Genomic DNA, 23884 nt, shown 5'->3' on the forward strand with positions numbered 1-23884 from the left:
ATGATCCGTATTCAAGGTCTTAGCAAAAAATACAACGAAAAATACGTGGTAAAAAACGCCGATGCCCTTTTTCCACTTGGTAAAGTAACCAGCATTATTGGTCCGAACGGCGCGGGAAAAAGTACCCTGCTGTCGATGGCGAGTCGCCTAACAGAAAGCGATGCTGGCAGCGTCGTGATTGGTGATAAGCCACTTGACCAATGGAACACCGAAGACTTAGCAAAGCGCCTATCAGTGCTGCGCCAGTCAAACAACATCAACATGCGCTTTACGGTGCGTGATTTGGTGGCGTTTGGTCGCTTCCCATACTCGCAAGGTCGCCTGACAGAAGACGATCACCGCATCATTGATGAATCGATGCAACATCTGGAAATCGACCATTTGAAAGATCGCTTTATCGACCAACTGTCTGGCGGTCAGCGCCAAATGGCGTTTATTGCTATGGTGGTGGCGCAAGATACCGACTACATCTTCTTGGATGAGCCGCTGAATAACCTCGACATCAAACACTCCGTCGACATCATGAGTACGCTTCGCAAGCTAGCGGAAATGAAGAACAAAGCCGTAGTGATCGTGATTCACGACATCAACTTTGCGTCTTGTTACTCTGACCACATTGTGGCGATGAAGCTTGGGGAAGTCATTAAAGCGGGCTTAGTTGAAGAAGTGATTGATGCCGACGTGCTGAGCGATATTTACGAGATTCCATTTATCGTGCAAGAGATTAACGGCAACCGTATTTCGTTGTACTACCGACGTTAACGTAACCCAATCTGATTCCAAAGGCGGCCCCGTGTCGCCTTTTTTAATTTTGGTCAATGAAGAACCGTTAAACACGGAAAAGCGGTGTGTCTCGGCGGTAATAATGATACTGTACTGAACAGTTTTATTTAAGTTGATTTAGTTATGCGCGCATCTACTGAAAAGAAAAGAACTCGAATCATCGAAGTGGCAACCGAGCTGTTTATTGAACAGGGTTACAAGGACACGTCACTCGATCAAATCGTTGCTATTTGTGGTGGTTCAAAACAGACCCTTTATCGTTACTTTTCCAACAAAGAAGGCTTGTTTGTTGAAGTGCTCGCGCACAACACCAAAGTCAGCCTAGAGTCCGTTTTCCAACTTGCCGATAAACAGAACGAACCTCTAAGAGAAACCTTAGAAGACTTCGCGAAGAAGTATCTACGCGGCATTTGCTCTAACCCAATCCTATCGCTTTATCGCATCATCTCTGCCGACTTCAACAAACATGACTCGGTTCCAAATCAGTTTTGGCAAACCGGACCGCAGCGTATTCACCAGTACTTAATTGAGTTTTTAAAAACCGACACCATCAGCCAGCAGCTTAACATCGACGATGCCGATTTAGCTTGTGGTCAGCTACTCGCGCTGATCAAAATGGATTACCAGAACATGGCACTGATGGGCTTTGATTTCTTAAGCGATGAAGAATTGGATTCGCATACACAAAAAGCCGTGGCGGCGTTCCTTAAACTTTATCAGCGATAAGAACCTCAAAACTAAAAAGCAAAGGGAGCACATTGGCTCCCTTTTGTTCTTTTACGGCTTAGTTACCGAGTTGCTTGGCTAGCTATTTGTTCTGTTTACATAACCTCAGTACGCTTCTTGTTTTGCGGCTAGCTTCTTACCAATCAACAAGATTGGCGCAAGCGCAAAAATAGAGACAATAAACATCACCAACGAATTACTCAGTGCTAATGTCGTAGCTTGCTCTTTCACAACCGCACTAATTTGGCTCATCCCAAGTGCCGGATTAGGTAAGCGACCATGAGTCAGAATCGCACTGCTCAATGCCTGTTCATACGCCGCAAACACATGGTTTGAACCGTCCAGAGTGCGACCGATTTCGCCCGATGCTTGCGCGCTGTGGCTTTGAATCACACGAGAGAAAAACGCTCCACCAATGACCCCGCCCATGGTTCGGAACAGATAGAAGTTAGCAATGCCTTCTAAGCGCTGTCCTACTTGGAAGTACATCAACACAGCAATCGTCACCGACACATTCAACAAGCCAACACCAAAACCGCGCAGCAGCATTGGAATGGGTAGTGACTCCGTACCAACAAAACTTGGTAATTGGCTGAACTCGTGTACCGACAGCAGAATCATCAGCACGCCAAAAGGCACCACTGCATCTGCCAGTGGACGGCGGAAGTAATACACCAACACACTCACCAGCATGCCGACCAACATGGCGTAAAACGATGGTAATTGTGCATAACCCGCATTGAGGCTGTTGTAGTGCATCGCCATTTTTAGGAAGTTGGCAAACAGCACTGTACTTGCCATCACGGCAAAGCCTGCAAGAAAGGCGTTATACATAAACACGTTGGTCTTTAACTTACCGTGCAATTGCATCGACGCAGTATCCAATGGGCGCGTTTTCACCAACTGATACACCGCCAACAAAACCAGTGCCGCAGCGACAGAAGAAGCCTGCACAAACCAGTCTGAATCCAACCAGTTGTAGTAGCTGCCACGCATTAGTAGGAACACCACCAAACTCATCGTTAACGCGAGTACGAGGTACACCGAACCTGAAGACTTTGGCTTGGCTTCAATCTCAATCGCCTGAGGCTTGTACACGCCGATCATCACTAGAGCAGAAAAGTACAACCAAGCCGAGGCAACGTTCAAAAACGACCAATCAAACACTTCGACAATCTCAGCCACCAACCACGGATAAGCGCCCATTGGTAACAGTGTTGAGAAGATCAGTGTCAGCGCAATAATCGCAGGCAACCAACGCTGCTCAAAGGTATTGAGTAGATAAAGGTTCACCACCACCAATAACATGCTCATGAAAAAGCCGCTTACTAACCAAGTTAGCGTGAACAACAACGCATGCTGACCAGTCCAATAGAGCGCAACGTTTGTTCCCAAACCCACCAGCAATGCGGAATGCAATGGCAATGACGTACCAAGCTTACGCACCAAGATAGGGGTAAACATAAACCCCAACACTTGAGTGATCATAAAGCCGATTTTCACTAACTCGACTTCATCTGCGGACAAACCGGATGTGGCTGCCATCTCGTGGGACAACTCGGTAAACATCACCGAATTGACCCCAAAAGCCGCAATGGCGAACAGCGCAAAAATCAGCAATGGTGAACGTGTTTTCATGGCGATTAACCTTGCGTTGCGGTCTCAATCGACACTTCAGCCGACAAGCCAGGGTAGATGCGCTGTTTCAGCTCTTGCGGGATATCCAACTCAATACGCACTGGCACGCGTTGTACTACTTTCACAAAATTACCGGTCGCATTTTGCGGTGGCAACAAACTAAACTGCGCGCCTGTTGCAGGGGTGATAGAAGATACACGACCATGCAACGGATGATCAGGGAACATGTCTAACACCACTTCTACATCTTGCCCTTGTGCGACGTTCTCTAGTTGAGTCTCTTTGAAGTTGGCCTCAATCCAAACGTAATCCGGCACCATCACGATCAACCCCATACCCGGTTGAACAAACTTACCTACTTGCACTTGTCTGTCTGCCACATAACCATCAAATGGCGCTCGAACGATGGTTCGCTCAAGGGCGATATTCACCAGTCTCAAGTTCGCTTCGGCTTGTTTGCGTTGCGCGGTTAACTGCATCTTTTCTGTCACGAGCGCGTCAAGCTGCTTCTGTTCTGCGGCTAACGCTAGCTTGGCAGTTTCAAGATTGCTGTTCGCTTCAATAGAACGCGTTCTTTGCGCCTCAAATTGGTTCTTACTCACCGATTGCTTTTGTACCAAACGAGACAGACGTTTGAACTCCGCGGCTTGATGTTCCGCGTTGGCACTTGCACTGTGAATGCCCTGCTTCGCCTGCTCAATCTTTACCAGCTGCATTTCGGTTTTGGTTTGATTTGCAGTCAGCGCAGCTTTTGCGACATCTAACGCTGACTTCGCGATTTCTTGGTTGGCAATGAAATCTTCATCATCAATCGAAAACAGTGGCGCACCTTTGCTGACCCACTGGTTATCTTCGACAAAAAGTTGGCTTACCTGCCCACCGACTTCCGGAGAAATCGCCGTCACATCCGAGTGAACATAAGCGTTATCAGTGGTCACTGTATTCGGTTGGTATAACGCACAACCTGCAGCGACTAACGAACCAATAACAAGCGACAACACAATGACTTTCTTCTTCATTTTTGAAACCCAACTTAATGATTTTTACAAACTGTACTGTACCGTACGGTTTTAGTAAAGATACATTTGATCATTGATAAGAAGAAAAGATCCATCCCACTGATTTTTATCGATCTTATTTGGTGGTTACTTTTGAATAAAAGAGAAGGAATTGAAGGGCTGTCGCGAGAAAAACAAAAAAGGCGACACCGAGGTCGCCTTTTGATTATGAAAAAATGCTTCGAGATTGAAGCCGGTGAGTCACGCTTATTGCTGCGCTACCTTCACTTGTGGTTTGGTTGAGCTTGTGTAATCGAAGTCAAACACAATGCCATCTTTGGTTACGTCCAAAGCCATACCACCGATAAGTTCACCTTGTAGGCTCATCTTCACGTCTTCCGGTACTGGCTCGCCAGACACTTCCGATGCTGTTTCAATCACTTCTAGTACGCGGTCTGAGTCCATAGTGAAGCTCAATAGACCATTCGCCGTTAGCGGTTGAGCCATGACTTTCTCACTTGCTGCCGCTGCTGCCTCACCACTGTAAAGCGTTAGGTGGCTGCCGTTTAGACGAGCAAATACATCCATTGGTTTACCTGCGTATGGTTCAAGCAGACCACCGATGTTCACTGGTTGGTTATCCGGTTGGATTTGAATCTGTGCCAGCTCAGGCATGAACATTTGTGCCGTTTGCAGCAGCATGTTTGGATCGTCCGCTGAAATAGAGAAGATCGCATCCAGCTGACCTAGTTCAGGTCCGTATTGGCCATTCATGTTCACATCAAGACCGAACATTTCCATGCTCAAACCTTTCAGGCCATTTGCCATACCTGCGCCCATGCTGATCGCCGGAGCTGGGTTTTGACCACGCATGTCATTTTGCGCCTGCGCTAGGATTGAACACTGGTACTCAGGGGTCGTTAAATCTGTCCAGATCTTACCAATCGCCGGAGCCAACGTTGCAACGTCTAGGCCTAATGCCACGCTAAACATGCTCTGCTCACCATTTGATTCTGCCAAGACACCGCGCACTGATTGCAATGCTTCAAGAATCACTTGGTTTTTCGATTCAACAACAAAGCCGCCGTTGATACGAGCCTTATCGTCACCCGCGCTGTACTCGGCAAACGCGACCATTTGCGGCCAGTTTTCAGCGATTTGAGTGAACTCAGTGTGACACGCAGGAGAACGCAGTTGCTCTAGCGTTGGGTCAGAGTCGGCCATCTTCAGTTGGCGCGCCATTCTGTTGCCATCAAGTGCCGTTAGACCTTTAATGATTTCGCGGATGTCGAAAATACCGAACGAGTTGTTGCTCGCACCGTATTTAGTTTGTACCGCTTCAAGACGTCCGGAATCGACAATGCTGCTCTTCGGAGATTCAAGACCAAAAGCCAATTTAAGTGGGTTCTCAACACCAAGCTCAGGAATGTCGAAAGTCACGGTCAGTACATTGTTAACCACTGCCACTGCCAGACCAATACCCAATTGTGGGTCTTGCGAATCCGTCAGCTCGTAGCGGCGGAACTCAACCGTATCTAGCTTCACAAGCTCATGTTGGATGCCAGCAAGTTGCTCTTGCTCATCCAAGGTTTTCCAAAGCGCTGCAGGGTTCTCTAGTTGTACCTTGTAAACAGGAACAAGGCCTAGGGTGTACATAATTGGGCTCACCATATCGCCCGTACCTAAGAAGGCTTTCAAGCTTTCAGGAGAAGACGCCGCAGCCATGTACGCATCCAAGAAGTTAACCGCAAACTCTAAACCAGGAGTCAGATCTTCTTCTGCGAACAGTTCTCCCATTGGTGGTTGCTGCGACGTACCGAATGCGTTCATGTACTCGTAGTGATTAAAAGGTTCCGTTTGGTAGGTAATCAACAAGGTATCCGCTGGAACTTGGGAAAGTAGCGAGGTTGAAGATTCACCTTGGGCAAGGTTATTTTGGTACACATACGCGGCACCGCCTGCTGCTGCGACCACTGCAGTAGCTAATAATAGTTTTTTCACGACCAACTCCGTTGTCTTAGTTTTATTTCCTCAAACCAACAGATTGGTTTGAGTGAGCATTAAGCCCCGAATAAATGCTTGGGAAGGATGACAATTTTCGGCATTTATTCATCTGCAATGCCATGATAAACGGCCTAACAGAGTTATCAATTTGCTGAATGCCAATTTCTTAAGATATCCAACATTTATAAGATGAACCGTGAAGTGGGTTAAATTGCGCGACCGCACTATTAGCAACTCACTCAATAAAATTTCATAAATGCTATACCCTATCGGCCAAAATCCACGCAATATTAAATCCAATTACCGATTTTTCTCTATTGTCTGAAAACAGCTCACGACCTGACATTTTCGTCGATTCCTCCTCTAGAAGACGGTCGTACTTTTACTTAAAGTCAGAGCTATCAATAACGAATGTTGAACGTCTATCGCGCCATTAATCACCATGAAAGATCAGCTGACTATCTCTATTTCCAACATCAATGGCTCTAAGCATTGGTACTTCAGCAAAGCCATGCAGCGCAACTTTAAAACGGGCTTGGTGGCATTTATTTTGGGATTAACCGCAACCGCTATCTTGATCAATCATCTTTATTCTCAGGTCGATGACGCCGTACTTGAGCAAGCAAAGTTAACCGAGCAATCGCGCAGTATGGGTCAGGAGTTAAGTGAGCTAAAGGCTCTGAAATCAGAGCTTGAGAATGACCTCTCAGAGCGAGAAGAACGCGTTCAATTGGTCTCGGAGCGTTTAGGTGAATTGGAGAAAGTGCTCGGTGTCGCCAACGAATCCAACACTGAAAGTTTGGATGCGCGCTTTGATACTGCAGCTATCACGTCTAATGTTCGAATGGTGATGCTCAACCAGATCCCAAACGGCTCTCCAGTCGGTAAAGCACGGCTTTCATCAGGGTTTGGCAAGCGCGTTCATCCGGTTACCAAAAAAACAAAAATGCACCGAGGATTAGATTTTGCGGTTAACACTGGTACCAAAGTGTATGCCTCTGCTGATGGCGTAATAGAGACCACACGCCGAAGTAGCAAAGGGTATGGAAACTTACTGCGTATACAGCATTCCTTTGGCTTTTCGAGCGCTTATGCCCACTTGAAAGAGTTCAAAGTCAAAACCGGTGAGTTCGTCAAAAAAGGCCAACTCATCGCCATTTCTGGTAACACCGGGCTCTCTTCCGGCCCTCACCTCCATTATGAGGTGAGATTTATTGGAAGAGCCGTAAACCCAAGGCCATTCGTGGATTGGAACCTCAATAATTTTGAAGACATCTTTACCAAGGAGCGAAGAATACGATGGGAATCTTTAATCAAAACCGTGGAACAACGAGTGGCTCATCAGCTTCAACTCTCATCGCCAAAGGCTGTTCTGTTAGCGGAGAACTCAAAGTAGAAAGCGATATTCAGGTTGATGGCATTATCGAAGGCCAATTGCACATCGAAGGCACATTGGTCGTCGCAGAGAGTGGCCGTGTTAAAGGCGATATCTACGCAAAACAACTTATCATCAATGGCCTGCTTGATGGTAACTGCCATGCGGAACACATTCAGGTTTTAGCGAAAGGACGAGTCAGTGGCAAAATCTGGAGCAACAACCTGAGTATTGAAGCGGGTGGTAAGTTCTTCGGAGAGGCCGCAGAACTACCAGAAAAAGAAGTGGTGACGCTGAAAGAAAAGTCCGCTGAAACCAATAAAACGGACAAGTCACAAGCTCGCAAAAGCGCGTAATTGATGATCTCAAAAAGGGCACTGACTGTGCCCTTTTTGAGTTATTTCTATTCTTGCGTTAGACCAAATTAGAATTCGTAGAACAGGCGAACACGCGCGCCGAAATCGTCTTCTTCTTGAAACGCTTCGCTCGGTGAGTTTGCGCTAAGATCGTTGGTAACGGTTGTAAAGTAAGAACCCAACAGCACTGAGAAGTTCTCAACCTCTAGTACGTCCGTGAACTCGTAAGAAGCGTAAAGCGTCGATACCTTCACATCGCCTTCTGCCCAGCCTTGAATCTCTTTGTTTTCGTATTCGTTCAGCGCGTAAACGTAACCAATACCTAGCCCTTTCCAAAGTGCGTTAACCCCTGTCGAGAAGTTGTTCTCGTCAACCGCATCTAGGTAAGCCACATTTGCATTCACAGACCAATCACCGCTGGTCCAGTTACCTGTTAAGCCGTAACCAGTACGGTCGGAGATATCAACACCTTGGTCGGTCACCACCGCATCAGAAACGAGGTTGGTTTCCATCGAGGCTGCTAGGCTGAAATCACCCATTTGGTAAGCAACAACAGGGCGTACTAAGAAGGAGTCTTTGCTGCTTGTAATCGTTTGACCGTGGTATTTGCCGCCATCGGTACCTTCATGGAAAAGATCCGAACGGTCACCAATCATGGTGCTCAGTTCCAGATAAAGATTGCCGAAGCTTTGGCTGTACATCAGCTGACCATCAGATCCGCGACCGCGTGCTTCTTTCATTTGATAGGTGTAAGCCGAGCCATCAGTGTAAAGCTCGTTAGAGGTATCACCTGAGTACTCTAGGAACACATCCAAACCAACAGGGAACATGTCATACGCTTCAAAACGACCCGCTTTGATTGCCCAACTGTCTTTCTTACCAAACTCGAAATAAGCATCATCAAGGTTTACGTCGCCCGTGCTTTCAAACAAAGGCTGCGCTTTCACGCCAACATAGTGACCGTTGCTTGTGAATTTCTCACCTGCAAATTCGATCAGTACGCGACCATCTTGGTTGAATTCTTGATCGCCAGAATCGTTCGACTCGCGGTCTTGGTAGTTGAAGTTCAATTCAACGTCACCGCCGATAGAAAAGTTACCTTCTTCGTTGTCGATAATGCTGATGCCCGCATTTGCCGATAGTGCCGTGCATACGCCGATGGCGCTCAGAGATAGTTTCAGTGCTTTGTTCATGTTAAACCCTATATGTATTAGATTTTATTGTGTAAAAGTGCTGATTTTAGAGACAGCAAGCCCCGCCCTTTCTTTTGAAAAAAGAAAGACTTAGTAAGATTTATTGTTGTTATTTGAGTATCCCCTAACCGCCGTAAATCTCGCGGTTAGGGAAATTTGGAATATCGAGAATTAAGCAGATTGCTGCGCGACTAGCTCAACCGCTTCACGCGTTAGCTGAGCTAATTCTTCCCACTTACCCACTTCGATAAGTGTTTTGTCGACCATCCAAGTACCACCACATGCCAGCACTCGCGGTACGGCTAGGTAGTCTTTAATGTTCGAAGGATTGATACCGCCAGTTGGCATGATTTCCACATCACCATAAGGGGCCAACAGTGCTTTCACCATATTGACACCACCAGATGCCTCTGCCGGGAAGAACTTCAATGTTGTCAGTCCCATTTCTAATGCCGCTTCAACTGCGCTTGGGTTGTTGACACCAGGTACGATATCAATACCAATCTCTTGGCAGGCTTTAACGGTGTTAGGGTTAAATCCCGGAGAAACCACAAAGGTTGCCCCCGCTTCTTTGGCTGCAATAGCTTGTTCACGATTGAGCACTGTGCCTGCACCAATCAGCATGTCTGGTTGCACCTCACGCAATAGACGAATGGCCTCAACAGCGGCATCGGAGCGAAATGTGATTTCGGCTGCTGGCAGGCCGTTTTCTGCCAACACGTTACCCAGTGGGATGATGTCTTCTGCGCGATCAATGGCGATCACTGGGATCACTTTTAACGCTTTCAATTGAGCTTTTAAATTCGACATGTTGTTTCCTGTAAATCTATTTCTTGAACTGGGCAATCGCCGTATCGGTTGCCGCTTGTGGGATGATGGCGCCTTTGTGTTGAATAACGGTACCGGCGAGGGTATTACCATTCATACACGCTTGTTTGATGTTGCCGCTCGACAAGTAAGTCGCGAGGAAGCCACCGTTAAATGAATCGCCTGCCGATGTAGTATCGACAACATTATCTATGGGCGTTGTTGCCACAGAGTAAGGCTCAGGTGTATTTGAATCCGCGACTAAACAGCCTTCTGCACCGAGCTTGACCACCACATTTTTCACTCCTTGCTTCTGCAAGCGCGTGATTGTGTCGTGCGCCGTTGCATCACCCCAAGTAAGCTGTTCATCATCGAAAGTGACCAATGCCAAGTCTGTAGTCTGGTACATCACTTGATAGCATGTTTGAACTGTCTTCATTTGGTCTTGCGGCCAGAGTGCCGGACGGAAGTTGCTGTCAAAAGCAACCTTTACGCCTGTAGCTCGCAAGCGACTCAAAAGCTCAAGCAGTTGGATACGATCTTGCTCAGGCAGAATCGCCAAGCTAATACCACTAACAAACACCATATCAACTTGCTTGAGCGATTCCGCCACACGTTCGAACTCAGCGTGTTGGATCAAGTAGCGCGCTGCCGATTGATTGCGCCAGTAAAGGAAAGTGCGCTCGCCTTGGTCATCTAACTGAATCAGATATAGGCCCGGCGTGCGCGTTTCGTCTCTCAAGACTAACTCTGTAGCCACGCCTTCTTGTTGCCAACGCGCCACCATGCCGTCACTCAGTGGGTCTGTCCCCATGGCAGTGACGTATTGCACCTGCACTTTCGGTGATGCGCCTAGGGCTTGGCTGCAACGGCTGAGATAAACCGCCGCGTTAAGGGTGTCGCCACCAAACGTCTGCTGCATGTCGCTAAACGGCTTGCCGTTCAACTCGATCATGCATTCGCCAAGTATTGCGATTGTCTTCATAACAGTTCTTTTAAGCGTGCTGAAGAGACCTGTCGCAAATGGACACGACAGATCTACATAGAGAGAAGAAAGGGATTATTTGTTGTCGATGCGTACAAACATCATGGTCATTGCGAATGACAGCGTGAACACGCCAATCACACCCAATACCGCTTGAACAAAGTTCTGAGTACCGCTTGCCAAGTAAGCTGGCAGGCTGAATACCGAAGATAGGATGTAGCTTGTTAGGTGAGTATCGATAGTCACTGAAATCGCGCCTACGATACCCGTCGCCAAGCTCGCCATGAATAGTGCTTTAGTGTACTTAGTCAGTACGCCGAACAGCGCTGGCTCTGTGATGCCAAGGATTGCGGTCACACCCGAGCTTACGGTTACTGAAGATTGCTCTTTGCTTGCGTATTTACGTTGCTTGTACCAAATCGCCATCGTCGCGCCTGCAATACCTAGGTTACCCAGACACATAATTGGCATCAGCAAATCTTTTCCGTACAGCGCGAAGTTATTCAAGCTAATTGGCGTCATGCTGTGATGAATACCGAACACAATGGTAATTGGACGAGTTAGACCAAACACGAATCCGGTCAGCGTTGGTGAGATCTCTAATAGTGAGCTCACTACCCAACCTGCGCCGTTACTTAGCCACATCCCCGCAGGGGCAACAACAGAGAGCACAAGAGTCGACGTCACAGTGAAAGCAAGTAGCGGTGTGAATACTGGTTTGGCAGAAGCAGGAACTAACTTATCTACCATAGGGGTGATTTTGGACAGCACCCAAACCGCTAGAATCGCAGGTACGATCGCGCCGCCGTAGTTAAGCAGCTCAATTGGAATCACACCAAATACGTTCAATTCCGGTGCATTGCCAGCTTCAGAAAGAATGGTCGCTTTTTCCAATAGTTTTGGCGACATCATCGCTGCAGCCACCGCTAACGCAATGTATTCGTTAACTTTAAACACTTTCGCCGCAGAGAAAGAGACCAACATAGGTAGGAAGAAGAACACCGCGAGAGAAATCGAACGGAAGAAGAAAACGGTATCTGAGCTTTCCGAAATCACGTTGGTCGCAATTAAGCCCGATAGCAAACCCATCAACATGCCCGAACCCGCAATCGCAGGTACGACAGGACCAAAAATGCCCGCCACCACGCGCATCGCGTTTTGGAATAGCTTGCCTTTCTCTTGCTCGATTTCTGCATCTTCTGGTGCAGCACTCGCGCCAGACAGCGCTAAGTACCATTTTTCAACGTCGACACCGATGATCACCTGCGTCTGACCTTGTCCAAGCACCACGCCTTTTACGCCTTGAATTGCTTCAAGTTTTGCTTTGTCGGCTTTCGATTCGTCCACCAGCTTGAAGCGTAAGCGGGTCATGCAGTGGGTAATGTTAGCAATGTTCTCGTTGCCGCCCAGTGCCGCGACCAATTCTTGTAGTTTCATGCTAAAGCTGTCTGCCTTATCTGACGACGCATCGCCAGTTGCCATATTTGTTTGTGTCAATTGCATCATACTTTCCTATGTGCTTTGTCTGCTCATTCACTGCGCTCATCTTAGCTACTGGAGGTATTTATCCAATCGACAAATTAGTGATTAAACTCACATTAAAACGGCTAAAAATTAAATTTTCGGCTTTTTTCGCCAATTGGTTCGTTTTTCTTGCCGAATTCAAAACAGGAACGAACCAGTTAAATTTAAGCATAATTTACCGCTTGTAATTTGTATTTTTTCACGCTTATATAAAATAAATCCTGTTAACTAGAGATAGTTTGAAGTGAACAAAAATACCATATCAAATATTGAGTGCGTGATTACTAAGCCAGACAGACATAACCTGATCACTGTTATTGTAGAAACAGAATCTGGTGTAACAGGCTACGGTTGTGCGACATTCCAACAACGACCATTGGCAGTAAAAACCATGGTTGATGAATATCTTAAGCCATTATTAATTGGTAAAGATGCAAATAATATTGAAGATCTGTGGCAAATGATGATGGTCAATGCATATTGGCGCAATGGCCCTGTGATCAACAATGCTATTTCTGGTGTTGATATGGCACTTTGGGATATTAAGGCAAAAATAGCTAACATGCCGCTTCATCAATTATTTGGTGGTAAGTCTCGTGACGCTATTCAAGTATATACGCATGCCACCAGCGATACGATGGAAGGCTTGTATGAGCAAGTCGATAAATACCTAGAACAGGGTTATCAACATATTCGCTGTCAGTTAGGTTTCTACGGCGGTGTGCCAGAAAATATTCAAACGGCACAAAATCCAACCCAAGGCTCTTACTACGACCAAGACCAATATATTGAAAACACGGTAGAAATGTTCAAAAACCTACGTGAGAAATATGGCAAACAATTCCATATTCTTCATGATGTACACGAGCGTTTGTTCCCGAACCAAGCGATTCAATTCGCGAAGCAAATCGAGCAGTATAACCCCTTCTTTATTGAAGATATTTTGCCGCCAAGTCAGACAGAATGGTTGGATAATATTCGCAACCAATCGAGCGTGTCTCTAGCGCTGGGTGAGCTGTTTAACAACCCTGAAGAGTGGAAAGCGTTGATCATCAATCGCCGTGTCGACTTCATTCGTTGCCACGTATCACAAATCGGTGGCATCACACCAGCACTGAAACTCGGTCACTTCTGTGAGAGCTTTGGCGTTCGCATTGCTTGGCACTGCCCACCAGATATGACACCAATTGGTGCCGCAGTGAATACTCACTTAAATGTGCATCTGCATAACGCTGCGATTCAAGAACATGTAGAGTACAAAGCCAATACACAGCGCGTTTTCCCGAACGCAGCAGAGCCAATCAACGGTTACCTATACGCATCTGAAATTGCAGGTATCGGTGTGGAGATGGATCGCGAAGCGGCACAAGACTTCCCTGTTGAATACCGCCCACACGAATGGACGCAAAGTCGTTTACCAGACGGCAGTATTCACACGCCTTAATGCCTCATTTTTCCTAGCGACGGCGTTAAATGCAGACCTAAAAAAACGACCGCTATTCGCGGTCGTTTTGATCTCGGTAGTTAAGACTCTCGGGATTAAACTTAGTGTGATAAGTACACTGGTAATTAATATCAATAATATCGCTCACCACAAAGACCTCACCTGTTTTTAAGAATCCTCGATTAGTAATGTTCATCGCGGAACTATTACGTTTACAACCCAATAAATCCGCATCTTCTTTAGAAACATTAATTGCTTGATAAGTGGTTAAATAACTGTCGATTTCTAAACCTAAAGACAACACGTGTTTCTGTAATGAACTCTCAATAATCTCTTCGGTAATTTTAGGAAACATACTTACAGGTAATTTTGTTTCCTCAATCTGTGTCACTTTACCCTGAATTAATCGCAGACGTTTAATATTCCACAGATATTCATCTTCCTCGATAGAAAACATCTGCATTTCATGCGTAGTGGGTAGACGTTTATTCAGTTTTATTTTCTTGTATGAAATCTCACCAAATTTATTTTCAGTGACCGAATTATAGATGAGTGGCGAACCAATAATTGAGGTATTAACGAAATAACCCGAACCTACTTTGGATTTCACAATACCAATCGCTTCAAGTTTGGACAGCGCCTTTCGTACCGAAAAACGAGAAATATCATACTTTTCCGCCAATTCACGCTCAGACGGCAACTTCACATCGATGACGTTTTGGCAAATTTTACTGATGATATCTTGAACTAATTCTTCGTATTTCTTCATAAGCATTCAATTATTATCGACAATGGGTGATTTATACCATCTTTTACTTATCAATATAATCCAAATACCGAAACTTAGAAGAAAAATAGAGAATACGCGCACCTTATTTTATTTCCGAGTGATTATTTACTTAGCATTCACTATAAGAGTGAAGATTACCTTGGCTCAAAAACAACAAAAGGGCACATTCCGTGCCCTTGTTTTTTGGGGTGATAAACCGTCGAAGTTACTTGGCTTTCAGCCAGACGACGTCGTATGCGCCCATGACCAGTTCGTCGCCAGTTTTCTCGTCTCCCGTTAGGATGTCTGCGACTTGGTGTGAACCTAGAACGTCACAAATCGACATTGGGATACGTTGTTCATGCTCGCTGAAGTTGCACACTGCCAGCAGTTTATCGCCATTGTCATGCTGTCGGCAGTAAGCAAACAGATGTGGACGATAAGTTTCTAAGATCTCGGTTTTCGCCGCGCCAAACACAGGGCTTTGACGGCGCAAACTGACCATTTGCAGCAAGTCGCTGTGAATACGATGCTGATAACTGCCTTTGGTTTCTGCCAATGCGACGGCTTCTGCGCTAATTTGTGGGCGGTTAACCCAGCGTGCATCTTCGCGTTTAAACTCATCATTCAAGTAGCTATGATCGTTCAAGATACCCAGCTCATCACCCTGATAAATCAGCGGAATACCACCGATGCTCAAGTTGATGCTATTAAGCAGACGAATACGCTTCAATGCGTGCTCAATCGCTTGTGAATCATCCGCTTCTATCGCTTTTTCTAGCCCTGCAAGAGAGGCCAAAGAGCCACATACTCGGCAATCACCCGTGGTTGGATTTTCTTGGAATGGCACACCCTGAGAGAATGAACCGTCAAATTTTCCAGTGTAGAACTGGTTTAGGAAGCGGCGATGCTCATAGCCATTAATGCCAAGCTGCTCAGCGACTGCATCATCAAACGTCCAGCCAATGTCGTCGTGACAACGAATGTAGTTCACCCATGAACACTGGTCTGAAATCTCAAAGCTTTTCTTCAGGGAGGCGGTAAGAAGCTCAGTTTTACGTGTTGCCAAACTTTCCCACATCAACGCCATCATCAGTGGGTTGTAGGACAACTGACACTCTTCTTTGTCGATGTACTGTGCCACCTCGTCCGGGTGCACAATCGCTTCAGATTTGAATAAAACGGCAGGTGCTGCAATCTGCAAACAGGTATTGAAACACTGAATCAGAGTATGCGCCTTCGGCAAGCTTTCACATTGGGTCCATTTCTCTTTCCAAATAAACGCCAGCGCATCAAGACGCAATCCTTCACAGCCAATATTGGCAAGGAACAACATCTCATCGGTAATCGCATTGAACACCGCTGGGTTTGAGTAGTTAAGATCCCATTGGAAGCTGTTGAAGGTTGTCCAGACGTACTTCTCTACATCTTCTAAGAAAGTGAAGCTGCCACGACGAACGGTTGGGAAGATCTCGCGACAGGTTTGGTTGTATTCATCCACTTCTTGCTTATCGGTGAAGAAGTAATAAAAGTCTTCAAACTCAGGGTTGCCTTTACGCGCTTGCTCCGCCCAGTGGTGTTCATCTGAGGTGTGGTTGAACACGAAATCCAGCACTAGGCTGATGCCCTCGTCTGATAGTGCTTCTGCCAGCTGCGCTAGATCTTTCTCTGTGCCTAGCTTTGGATCGACCTTGCGGTAATCCGACACGGCATAGCCGCCATCGCTGTCCCCTTCTGGTGCTTTGTAAAGCGGCATCAGGTGAAGATAGTTGATCCCCAGAGACTTGAGATAAGGGATCTTCATTTGTAGCTTTTTCAAATCACCCGCAAACAGGTCGACATACACAGCCATACCGAGCATTTTTTCACTGCGGTACCAACTTGGATTACCGAGACGCTTTTCATCCAAGTTCTTCCATTTGCGTTTACGACCAGCAAAGGCTTTGGCAAGCACAACCACCAGCTTTTGTAGGTGCAAGAAGAAGTCATAACGTTCACCATAAAGCGAGTGCAGTTGCCCAACTAGAGATGGAAAATGCTGCGTCAGACGTTCAAGAAACACCTTCTCATCTTTCTTGGTTAGCTTTGGCAATTCAACCGAATCAAGAACTTGCTGCAGTGCTTGCTGGGTTTGTCGTTCGTTTAACATGTTTTCTCTCCTGCCAAGCTAGACACTTGAACGTTGCGCAGTACCAGCGAGCCGCTATCTACGTTTAGGGCGACACTTGCTTGCGTTTCTTTGGCGTAAACAAGGTTGGTAAAGCTGAATTGACCGCCATTGATCAGCAACTCGACTGAGCCTTTGTCGATCAACACTTCGACTTGGAATTCATTCTCAATCGGTAAGGTCACGCGGTAGTCATGTGGAAAGTGTTCATCAATGCGTTCCGAGCCAAACTGACCGCGACGTACAGAGCGCACTTCTATGCCTTGCTCGACGCAAGCAAACTCAAAGTAAGCTGGATTGTCTTGGTACACATTCAGGTGCAACGTTTGTGCGTCTTGTAGCGTCACATCAGCGCTGAACTTCATGACTTCTTGCAGGCTGTAAAGGCTAATCGCTTGTTCGTCACTTGGCTCTGGCGTTTGCACATCAAGACTTAACGCCTGATTAAGCTCTTTCACAAAGCGTTGTCCAACACGTAACCCTGCTTTCCCTTCAAACAGGAACAGCTCACGAGGCATAGCCATCGAACTGCGAAACTCTTGGGTTGGTAACTCAAGCGAGTACTGATGATTACTCATCCATGTACTGACTAAACGGCGACCGTCTTCTACTGGGATGTCAGAAAATGACTGAGTCGCGTAGTAATCACGACCGAAATCAAGCCACAATACACTCTCTGGATGATTGTGATTGATGAAGGTTTCGCCATCAAAGTCACCGATAAAATACTGCGTACCTGCTCCGCCACAGTGAGCGCCTTCACCAATGCCAACCACCAATACCCAACGTGTTTCTTGCGAGCCTTCGATAGGCAGTTCAAACAAGTCTGGGCATTCCCACGGGCCTTTACTGTGCGCACCATGACGGTAGCCAAACTCGCTCACTAAACGCCAGTCCAATAGGTTGGTCGAACGGTAGAACTCGATATGCTGACCGCAGGACACCACCATCACCCACGCTTGGCTTTGCTCATGCCAAATCACCTTAGGATCGCGGAAATCCGGATTGCCCCGTGCAGTAATGATCGGTGCGCCGTTGGCGAACTTCTTCCACGTCATGCCATCTTGGCTATAAGCGAGAGACTGCTGTTGAATTGGATCTTCAACTTCAGTGCCATCAGCCAATGTCACTTTAGGCTGAATGAACGAGGTGTAGAACGCCAATAAGCCTGGTTTGCCGGCCTCAAATAAACCTGAGGTGTTGTGCCAATCGACAATCGCACTGCCCGAAAAGCACATGCCAGATTCATCTGGATACAGTGCAGGCTCAAGCTCTTGCCAATCTATCAGGTTGGTGCTGATTTTGTGTCCCCAGTGCATTGGCCCCCAAACTGTATCGCTTGGGTAATACTGGTAGAACTGGTGATAATGACCGTCGAAGAACACCAATCCGTTTGGATCGTTCATCCAACCCGAATCCGGCGTCATGTGAAGGTATGGGCGGTATTTTTCTGTCATAGCAAATCTGATCGTTGTAAGTAAAACTTGGTTTGAGCGAACCAGCAGGAAGAAAAAAGGAGTCCCATAGAACTCCCGGACAAAGTCGTTGCTGCCAAAGCGCGTCCAAAACAAGGCTTACTCTAAGTACCCTTCAAATAACCTTGCCTCGCGGAACAAATTAGCCCCAAAGGAAAAGTTAACGTCCAAAAGACAATCTGAATCGGCACTTCATAAGCAAATAGCTTTCTCCCCCAGAGGAGAAAGCTATTGGGGTTTAGAAGCTGTAGTTCACACCTAGGATGAACAGTGGGATGTAACCATCGAACGCATCACGCTCTGGGCCGCTTTCTAGGTCAAGTTTCTTGTAGCTTGCCTCACCGAACATGCGCCAGCTCTTAGACAGTGGGTAGTTCGCTGAGATACCGATTTTTGAGTAATCTTCAGTCCATAGGTGTGCGCTGTCTGAGTTGCGCTCTTTCTCGAATGAACCAAATTCACCCCATAGAGACGCCGACAGTTTGCCCCAGCTGTACCAGATACCCGGTTTGATGATCCATTCGGTTTCCGTTTCTGCGTAACCGTCTTTTGCGTTCCACTCACCGACTTGGTAACGGAAGTTTAGCCATGCGCCTGAGTTGTCAGAGATTTTGTAACCAAAGCCCGGTTCCACTTCCCAGTAAGGGAACTCACCCGTACCGCGTTTGTATTCCACGTGGTAAAGCGCGTAGCCGTGCATTTCTAAATTGTTGGTCAGTTGGTAAGAACCGAATACTTTTGCTTCTGGCGTGGTACGTTTATCAATACTCTCACCCGCCAGTTTTACACCCCAACCGATGTGACCTTTGTCGTGACCGTAGCTGCGGTTCACAAAGATCTCTTGAATTGCGTTCACGCCTTTGTCGTATTTCGCGTGTTTTAGGTTGCCGTTGAACAGTTCTTCACGGCCAGAGTAGAAACCGAAGTCCCAACCTGGTAAATCATCATGGCGGAAGTTACCTTGCAGCAAAGTGTATTTCACTTTACCTTCGTTCACGCCGTCATCGCGGATCACACGTTCCACTTCCACGTTGGTACCCAGTGTGCCGTGGAACTTCGCTTCTTCCTGCTTTGGCACGTCCAATGCAGTGAGCAGTTCTGCGGTTGAGTAATCCGCTTTCAGTTGTTCCACTTTTACAGCAAGCTCAGCGTCCTGCGTTTCTTTCTTCTCTTCTTCGGCAAAAGCGTATCCTGAAAGGGTCAAGCTAAAGAGGATGGAAGAAGCCACTACTGTTTTTTTCATGATGTTTACCTTATTATTTCGTCGTTACTGTCTGTCCCGCGCCAACGGGATAGTTTTTTTGATGCCTGCGCCAACAGGCATTAAGGTCACATTCAAAATTCATCCAGAACCCGAATTTTGAATGCAGTAATCCTAAGCCCGCCGCTGTAGCGGGCTTTTTTATTATTTTTAGAATGGTGTCGGCGTACGCCGAATTAGATAGCTTGTTTGACTTGCGGCGGAGGCGTAATCAAGTCGTTCAACGTCATGCCACGTTGGAACGCGTGTCCCTTGCTATCGAATAAATGACATTTCTCAGCCGGAATGCGGATGTTCAAACGCTGGCCGATTTCGACATGCACAGTACCTGGCACGCGAACTAATACTTCCTGACCACCGCGTACTAGCGTGGTGTAAAGCAGCGATTCTGTCCCTAGGCGTTCGAAGCCCTCAACAATCACACCCACACCTTCTTCATCAAGGTGGATGTCTTCAGGGCGGATACCAAGCGTCATCAATGCGCCTTGTGTTGCGCCTTTTGCGTTTACGTCCGCTTGGAAGGTGTAGTCACCCACTTCTACCGTTGCTTTTTCATCGCAAGCAGAAACCAGTGTCGCTGGCAGCAGGTTCATTTTTGGAGAGCCGATAAAGCCTGCTACGAACAATGTTTGAGGGAAGTAGTACAGCTCCAGAGGCGAGCCAACTTGCTCTACAACGCCTGCGCGAAGTACCACGATTTTGTCGGCTAGCGTCATGGCTTCAACCTGATCGTGGGTTACGTAAATCACGGTAGATTTGAGTTTTTTGTGGTATTCCGCTAACTGCAAACGCATACGAACACGTAGTGATGCGTCTAGGTTAGATAGCGGCTCATCAAGTAGGAACAACTTCGGATTGCGAACGATCGCACGACCAATCGCCACACGCTGACGCTGGCCACCCGATAGTTGACTTGGTTTTTGTTTCAGAAGGTTTGTCAGCTCTAGCATTTCCGCTACCTGACGTACTGCTGAATCAATATCGTCTTTGCTTTTCTTCGCCAGTTTTAGGCCAAAAGCGATGTTTTCGTAGACCGTCATATGCGGGTAAAGCGCATAAGATTGGAACACCATGCCAATCCCACGATCGGTTGGTGAAAGGTTATTAACCACCTCACCGTCTAAGCACATGTCCCCTGATGAAATCTCTTCCAAACCTGCGACCATACGCAGCATGGTTGACTTACCACAGCCTGATGGCCCAACGAATACCGTGAATTCACCGTCTTCAATGGTCAGGTTGGCATCCTTGATGATGTGTGCACCATCAGGATAAATTTTGTTGATGTTCTTCAGTTCTAAACGTGCCATTGTTCTACCTATAATTCTTTAAGAGTCTGGGCTTTAGGTGATTCGGGGGCAGCACGTCGATATCAACGACTGCCCCACCACACTTCTTATTTTGGATTAACCTAGGATCTCGCCCAAGTTGATGCCTTTGGTGTCATCGAAGCGCCATGTCGCGTGACCAACACGGTCGTTAGGACCAATGCCTACTACGCGCATGCCTGCTTCTTTTGCTGCGTCTACACCCGCTTCTGCATCTTCAACTACGATGCACTCGTCAGCGTTTACGCCCACTTGGCCTGCCGCGTGGATGAACACGTCCGGCGCTGGCTTAGAGCGGTTAACTGACCAACCATCACCGATAGCATCAAATAGTGGTGTTAGGCCAAGACGGTGCAGGATAGGACGAGCATTCTTACTTGCTGACGCCAGTGCCACTTTGATGCCACGTGCGTTTAGCTCAAGTAGGAATTGCTCAATACCCGGTAGAACGTCTTTCGCAGAAATCGTGTTCAGCAGATCCACGTAGTAATCGTTCTTACGCTTCATTAGCTCAGCAAACTTCTCTTCGCTGATCTCTTTGCCGTTCAAGATGATGTTCAGCGACGCTTGACGAGATACGCCACGTAGCTGCTCATTGATTTCACGGTCGAAGTAGTAACCTTCTTCGTTCGCCATACGTTGCCACGCTTGGTAGTGCAGCTCAGCCGTATCCGTGATAACGCCATCTAGGTCGAAAATAAATGCCTTACACATTGAACGTCACCTCTGTTGAATCGATTACACGTGGCTCACCTGCAACTTCGATGTTTAGCACTTGGCCATTGAACTCAGGGCGCTCGATTCGAACTTGCTCTTGGTCAACGGTCACTTCTAGACGCTCACCTTTCCAGTAGATCGGGAAGTTCAGGCTTTCCCATTGCTTAGGAAGGTTAGGGTTGATACGCAGGTTGCCACCTAGCATACGAACACCACCGAAGCCGTAAACCACACACTGCCACATGCCGCCGATAGACGCCGCGTGAATGCCGTGATCTGAGCTCTTCATGTTCTGACCGATGTCGATAGACGCGGCTTGTTGGAACAGGTCGTAAGACAGCTCTGGGTTGCCAACATCTGACGCTAATACCGAGTGCGTAGACAGACTTAGCGACGAATCGTGTAGTGTCTTCGGCTCGTAGTAGTTCCAGTTAGCCAGTTTGGTTTCTAGGTCGAACTTATCTTCTTGCTGTAGGAACAGCACCATGATGTCCGCCTGCTTAGAAACCTGCATGTCGTTAACCTGTTCTAGGTTGTAGTCTTGGAACAGGCCACCAACGAATGGCTGCTCTTTGTACTTAGTCAGGTCGATGATTTCTTTCTGTAGGTAAGTGTCATCCTGTGGGATTACCTTATCTTCAGCACGTGGCTTCGGTAGGTAGATGTTGTCTACGCGGTCTAGCCACATTTGACGAGCTTCCACTAGGTTTAGCTTGTCAGACAGCTTAGCCAGTAGATCTGGGTTCGACGCTTCTAGATCCTCGTAGTAACGAATCGCAAGTTTGATGTTCTCTACCGCCATGTAGTTAGTGAACGCGTTGTTGTCGATGTGCTCTTTGTACTCATCAGGGCCGATTACGTCACAAATACCCCACATGTTGCGGTCTTCTAGCCAATCTAGGCGGCTTGTCCAGAACGTTGCTGTGTCGAACATGATCTCGTAGCCCATGTCATCCATGAACTTCTGGTCGCCAGTGATTTGGTAGTACTGCCACAATGCGTAAGTGATGTCACACGTGATGTGTTGCTCGATAAAGCCAGACCAAATCTTCGTCGACTTACCCGTGATGATGTCTACTGCGCCCCATACAGGCGTTACTTCTTCACCCGTTAGTGCCGATTCCCATGGGAACTGTGCACCAATATAGCCGTTGTCTTTCGCTTTCTTACGAGCGCCATCTAGCGTCTTAAAGCGGTACTCAAGTAGGCTGCGCGCCACTTCTGGCATGGTGTAGATGAAAAACGGAAGCATGAATACTTCTGTATCCCAGAACGAGTGACCTTTGTAGCCTTCGCCAGATAGACCTTTCGCACCGATACCGAAGCGGGAGTCGTGCATTGGCGTGAAGATGTTCAACTGGTATTGAGCAAAGCGAATCGCAAGTTGGTCGAAATCGCTACCACCGATAGTGATGTTCATGCCTGCCCAACGCTTATCCCACTCTGCTGCGCTCTCTTCTAGAAGTTCATCAAAGCTGCGGTCAGCGTTGTTTTTTAGGTTCGTCAGAGCGTGGTCACGAAGTGCTTGAAGCTCGTAACCTTCCACATCGAACTGCTTGTCGCGAGACGTATGAACCACACCGACTTTTTCTGTGCCGAACGTTTCGCCCGCTTTCAGATCGTAGTTGATGTTTACCCATACTTTACGACGGTCCATCGCAAGTGATGGGTCGATTTCTGTCTCTTGGCCGTCAACTAGGTAGCGGTGAGACGTTAGGAAAACAAAGTCTACTTTGCTCTCTGTTGTGTGTTGTAGAAGCTCGATAAAACGCTTGTCGTAGATACGCTTTTCGCCTTCGTGGAAGTGCTGAGCACCTGAGTTAGAAAGCTGCGCATCCACACCAGAGCGGATTTCGATTTTCGCATCGCTGTTCAGTGCTTTTACTTGAACATCGAATGCCATTAGGTGAAGGTTTGCTTGCGAGAAGAAGCGACGGAAACGCATCTCAAAACTCTTACCTTCATTGTTTGTCCATGTGAATTCACGGATTAGCTCACCGTTTTTCACGTTTAGGCGACGAGAGTAGTTGCTCACTTCACCTGTTTCTAGGTGGAAACGGCGACCATCGATGAAGATTTCAATCGAGCTCATGTCTGCAGAGTTTGGCAGCTCGGTTACTTCGTCTGCATCAAACTTGTTGTAAGTACCAGCAACGAAAAGGTTGCGAACTTGGCCCACGTATTTTTCTTCCGTTGCACTACGCGCACCCATGTAGCCATTACCTTGGCTCATTACCACTTCACATTTGCCTTGGAAAGCTGAGTCAAACGCCGTCTCTTCAACGATCCAGTTTTTTAGTTCGCCTTGACCAGCGTTGTAGTTCATAAACATCT

19 protein-coding genes are annotated in these 23884 nt (G+C 47.1%); 5 read left to right on the plus strand and 14 right to left on the minus strand.

Annotation, left to right across the window (positions count from 1 at the left end; all coding sequences use genetic code 11):
- Together A9237_RS25405 and A9237_RS25410 are read left to right on the plus strand one after the other, a co-directional pair.
- On the plus strand, positions 1 to 762 hold the full coding sequence (locus tag A9237_RS25405) for an iron ABC transporter ATP-binding protein (RefSeq protein WP_078610054.1): 762 nt from the start codon (positions 1 to 3) through the stop codon (positions 760 to 762).
- Positions 763 to 906: 144 nt separating this feature from the next.
- A complete protein-coding gene (locus tag A9237_RS25410; RefSeq protein ID WP_078610055.1) occupies positions 907 to 1509 on the plus strand; it encodes a TetR/AcrR family transcriptional regulator in 603 nt (200 codons plus the stop codon).
- Positions 1510 to 1614: 105 nt separating this feature from the next.
- Here A9237_RS25410 and A9237_RS25415 read toward each other — a convergent pair whose 3' ends face one another.
- The 3 genes from A9237_RS25415 to A9237_RS25425 form a co-directional block, all read right to left on the minus strand.
- The gene (locus A9237_RS25415) at positions 1615 to 3147 is read right to left on the minus strand and encodes an MFS transporter (protein ID WP_078610056.1); all 1533 of its coding nucleotides are present in this window, start codon (positions 3145 to 3147) and stop codon (positions 1615 to 1617) included.
- Between the two features lie 5 nt (positions 3148 to 3152).
- Positions 3153 to 4166: an HlyD family secretion protein gene (locus A9237_RS25420; protein ID WP_078610057.1), complete on the minus strand. Its 1014-nt coding sequence runs from the start codon at positions 4164 to 4166 to the stop codon at positions 3153 to 3155.
- Positions 4167 to 4412: 246 nt separating this feature from the next.
- Entirely contained in the window at positions 4413 to 6146 is a 1734-nt protein-coding gene (locus tag A9237_RS25425) for a hypothetical protein (protein WP_078610058.1), read from the minus strand.
- A 445-nt stretch (positions 6147 to 6591) separates the two neighbouring features.
- Between A9237_RS25425 and A9237_RS25435 the strand changes: the two genes are divergently transcribed.
- Both A9237_RS25435 and A9237_RS25440 read left to right on the plus strand, forming a co-directional pair.
- On the plus strand, positions 6592 to 7545 hold the full coding sequence (locus tag A9237_RS25435) for a M23 family metallopeptidase (protein WP_039840605.1): 954 nt from the start codon (positions 6592 to 6594) through the stop codon (positions 7543 to 7545).
- Positions 7449 to 7880, plus strand: a complete 432-nt coding sequence (locus tag A9237_RS25440; protein WP_078610059.1) for a bactofilin family protein — start codon at positions 7449 to 7451, stop codon at positions 7878 to 7880. The genes A9237_RS25435 and A9237_RS25440 overlap by 97 nt, the downstream gene beginning before the upstream one ends.
- Positions 7881 to 7948: 68 nt before the next feature.
- On the opposite strand, the gene A9237_RS25445 is transcribed toward A9237_RS25440, so the two are convergent.
- The 4 genes from A9237_RS25445 to A9237_RS25460 all read right to left on the minus strand — a co-directional run bounded on the left by A9237_RS25445 (position 7949) and on the right by A9237_RS25460 (position 12347).
- Positions 7949 to 9073: a carbohydrate porin gene (locus tag A9237_RS25445; RefSeq protein ID WP_078610060.1), complete on the minus strand. Its 1125-nt coding sequence runs from the start codon at positions 9071 to 9073 to the stop codon at positions 7949 to 7951.
- Between the two features lie 171 nt (positions 9074 to 9244).
- Positions 9245 to 9883, minus strand: a complete 639-nt coding sequence (locus A9237_RS25450) for a bifunctional 4-hydroxy-2-oxoglutarate aldolase/2-dehydro-3-deoxy-phosphogluconate aldolase (protein ID WP_078610061.1) — start codon at positions 9881 to 9883, stop codon at positions 9245 to 9247.
- Between the two features lie 16 nt (positions 9884 to 9899).
- Positions 9900 to 10865: a sugar kinase gene (locus tag A9237_RS25455; protein WP_078610062.1), complete on the minus strand. Its 966-nt coding sequence runs from the start codon at positions 10863 to 10865 to the stop codon at positions 9900 to 9902.
- A gap of 75 nt (positions 10866 to 10940) precedes the next feature.
- On the minus strand, positions 10941 to 12347 hold the full coding sequence (locus A9237_RS25460) for a PTS transporter subunit EIIC (RefSeq protein ID WP_237358470.1): 1407 nt from the start codon (positions 12345 to 12347) through the stop codon (positions 10941 to 10943).
- Between the two features lie 286 nt (positions 12348 to 12633).
- Here A9237_RS25460 and A9237_RS25465 point away from each other — a divergent pair, with 286 nt between their 5' ends.
- Positions 12634 to 13833 (plus strand): D-galactonate dehydratase, encoded by a 1200-nt coding sequence (locus A9237_RS25465; protein ID WP_005434298.1) that lies wholly within the window; start codon positions 12634 to 12636, stop codon positions 13831 to 13833.
- Positions 13834 to 13885: 52 nt separating this feature from the next.
- Here A9237_RS25465 and A9237_RS25470 read toward each other — a convergent pair whose 3' ends face one another.
- From A9237_RS25470 to A9237_RS25500, 7 genes are all read right to left on the minus strand, one after another.
- Complete coding sequence (locus tag A9237_RS25470) at positions 13886 to 14602, minus strand: GntR family transcriptional regulator (RefSeq protein ID WP_009706571.1); 717 nt, start codon at positions 14600 to 14602, stop codon at positions 13886 to 13888.
- A gap of 226 nt (positions 14603 to 14828) precedes the next feature.
- A complete protein-coding gene (locus A9237_RS25475) occupies positions 14829 to 16751 on the minus strand; it encodes an alpha-amylase family protein (RefSeq protein ID WP_078610064.1) in 1923 nt (640 codons plus the stop codon).
- Positions 16745 to 18226 (minus strand): glycoside hydrolase family 32 protein, encoded by a 1482-nt coding sequence (locus tag A9237_RS25480; RefSeq protein WP_078610065.1) that lies wholly within the window; start codon positions 18224 to 18226, stop codon positions 16745 to 16747. Before A9237_RS25480 ends, A9237_RS25475 begins: the two co-directional genes overlap by 7 nt.
- A 256-nt stretch (positions 18227 to 18482) precedes the next feature.
- A complete protein-coding gene (locus A9237_RS25485; protein WP_005434293.1) occupies positions 18483 to 19487 on the minus strand; it encodes an OmpG porin family protein in 1005 nt (334 codons plus the stop codon).
- Positions 19488 to 19681: 194 nt separating this feature from the next.
- Entirely contained in the window at positions 19682 to 20815 is a 1134-nt protein-coding gene (locus A9237_RS25490; RefSeq protein WP_005434288.1) for an ABC transporter ATP-binding protein, read from the minus strand.
- Between the two features lie 96 nt (positions 20816 to 20911).
- Positions 20912 to 21547, minus strand: a complete 636-nt coding sequence (gene pgmB, locus A9237_RS25495; protein ID WP_005434287.1) for a beta-phosphoglucomutase — start codon at positions 21545 to 21547, stop codon at positions 20912 to 20914.
- Positions 21540 to 23882: a glycoside hydrolase family 65 protein gene (locus tag A9237_RS25500; protein WP_078610066.1), complete on the minus strand. Its 2343-nt coding sequence runs from the start codon at positions 23880 to 23882 to the stop codon at positions 21540 to 21542. The genes pgmB and A9237_RS25500 overlap by 8 nt, the downstream gene beginning before the upstream one ends.
- Positions 23883 to 23884: the final 2 nt, after the last annotated feature.

Origin of the sequence: Vibrio owensii, from assembly GCF_002021755.1 — a bacterium.
GTDB classification, from domain to species: domain Bacteria; phylum Pseudomonadota; class Gammaproteobacteria; order Enterobacterales; family Vibrionaceae; genus Vibrio; species Vibrio owensii.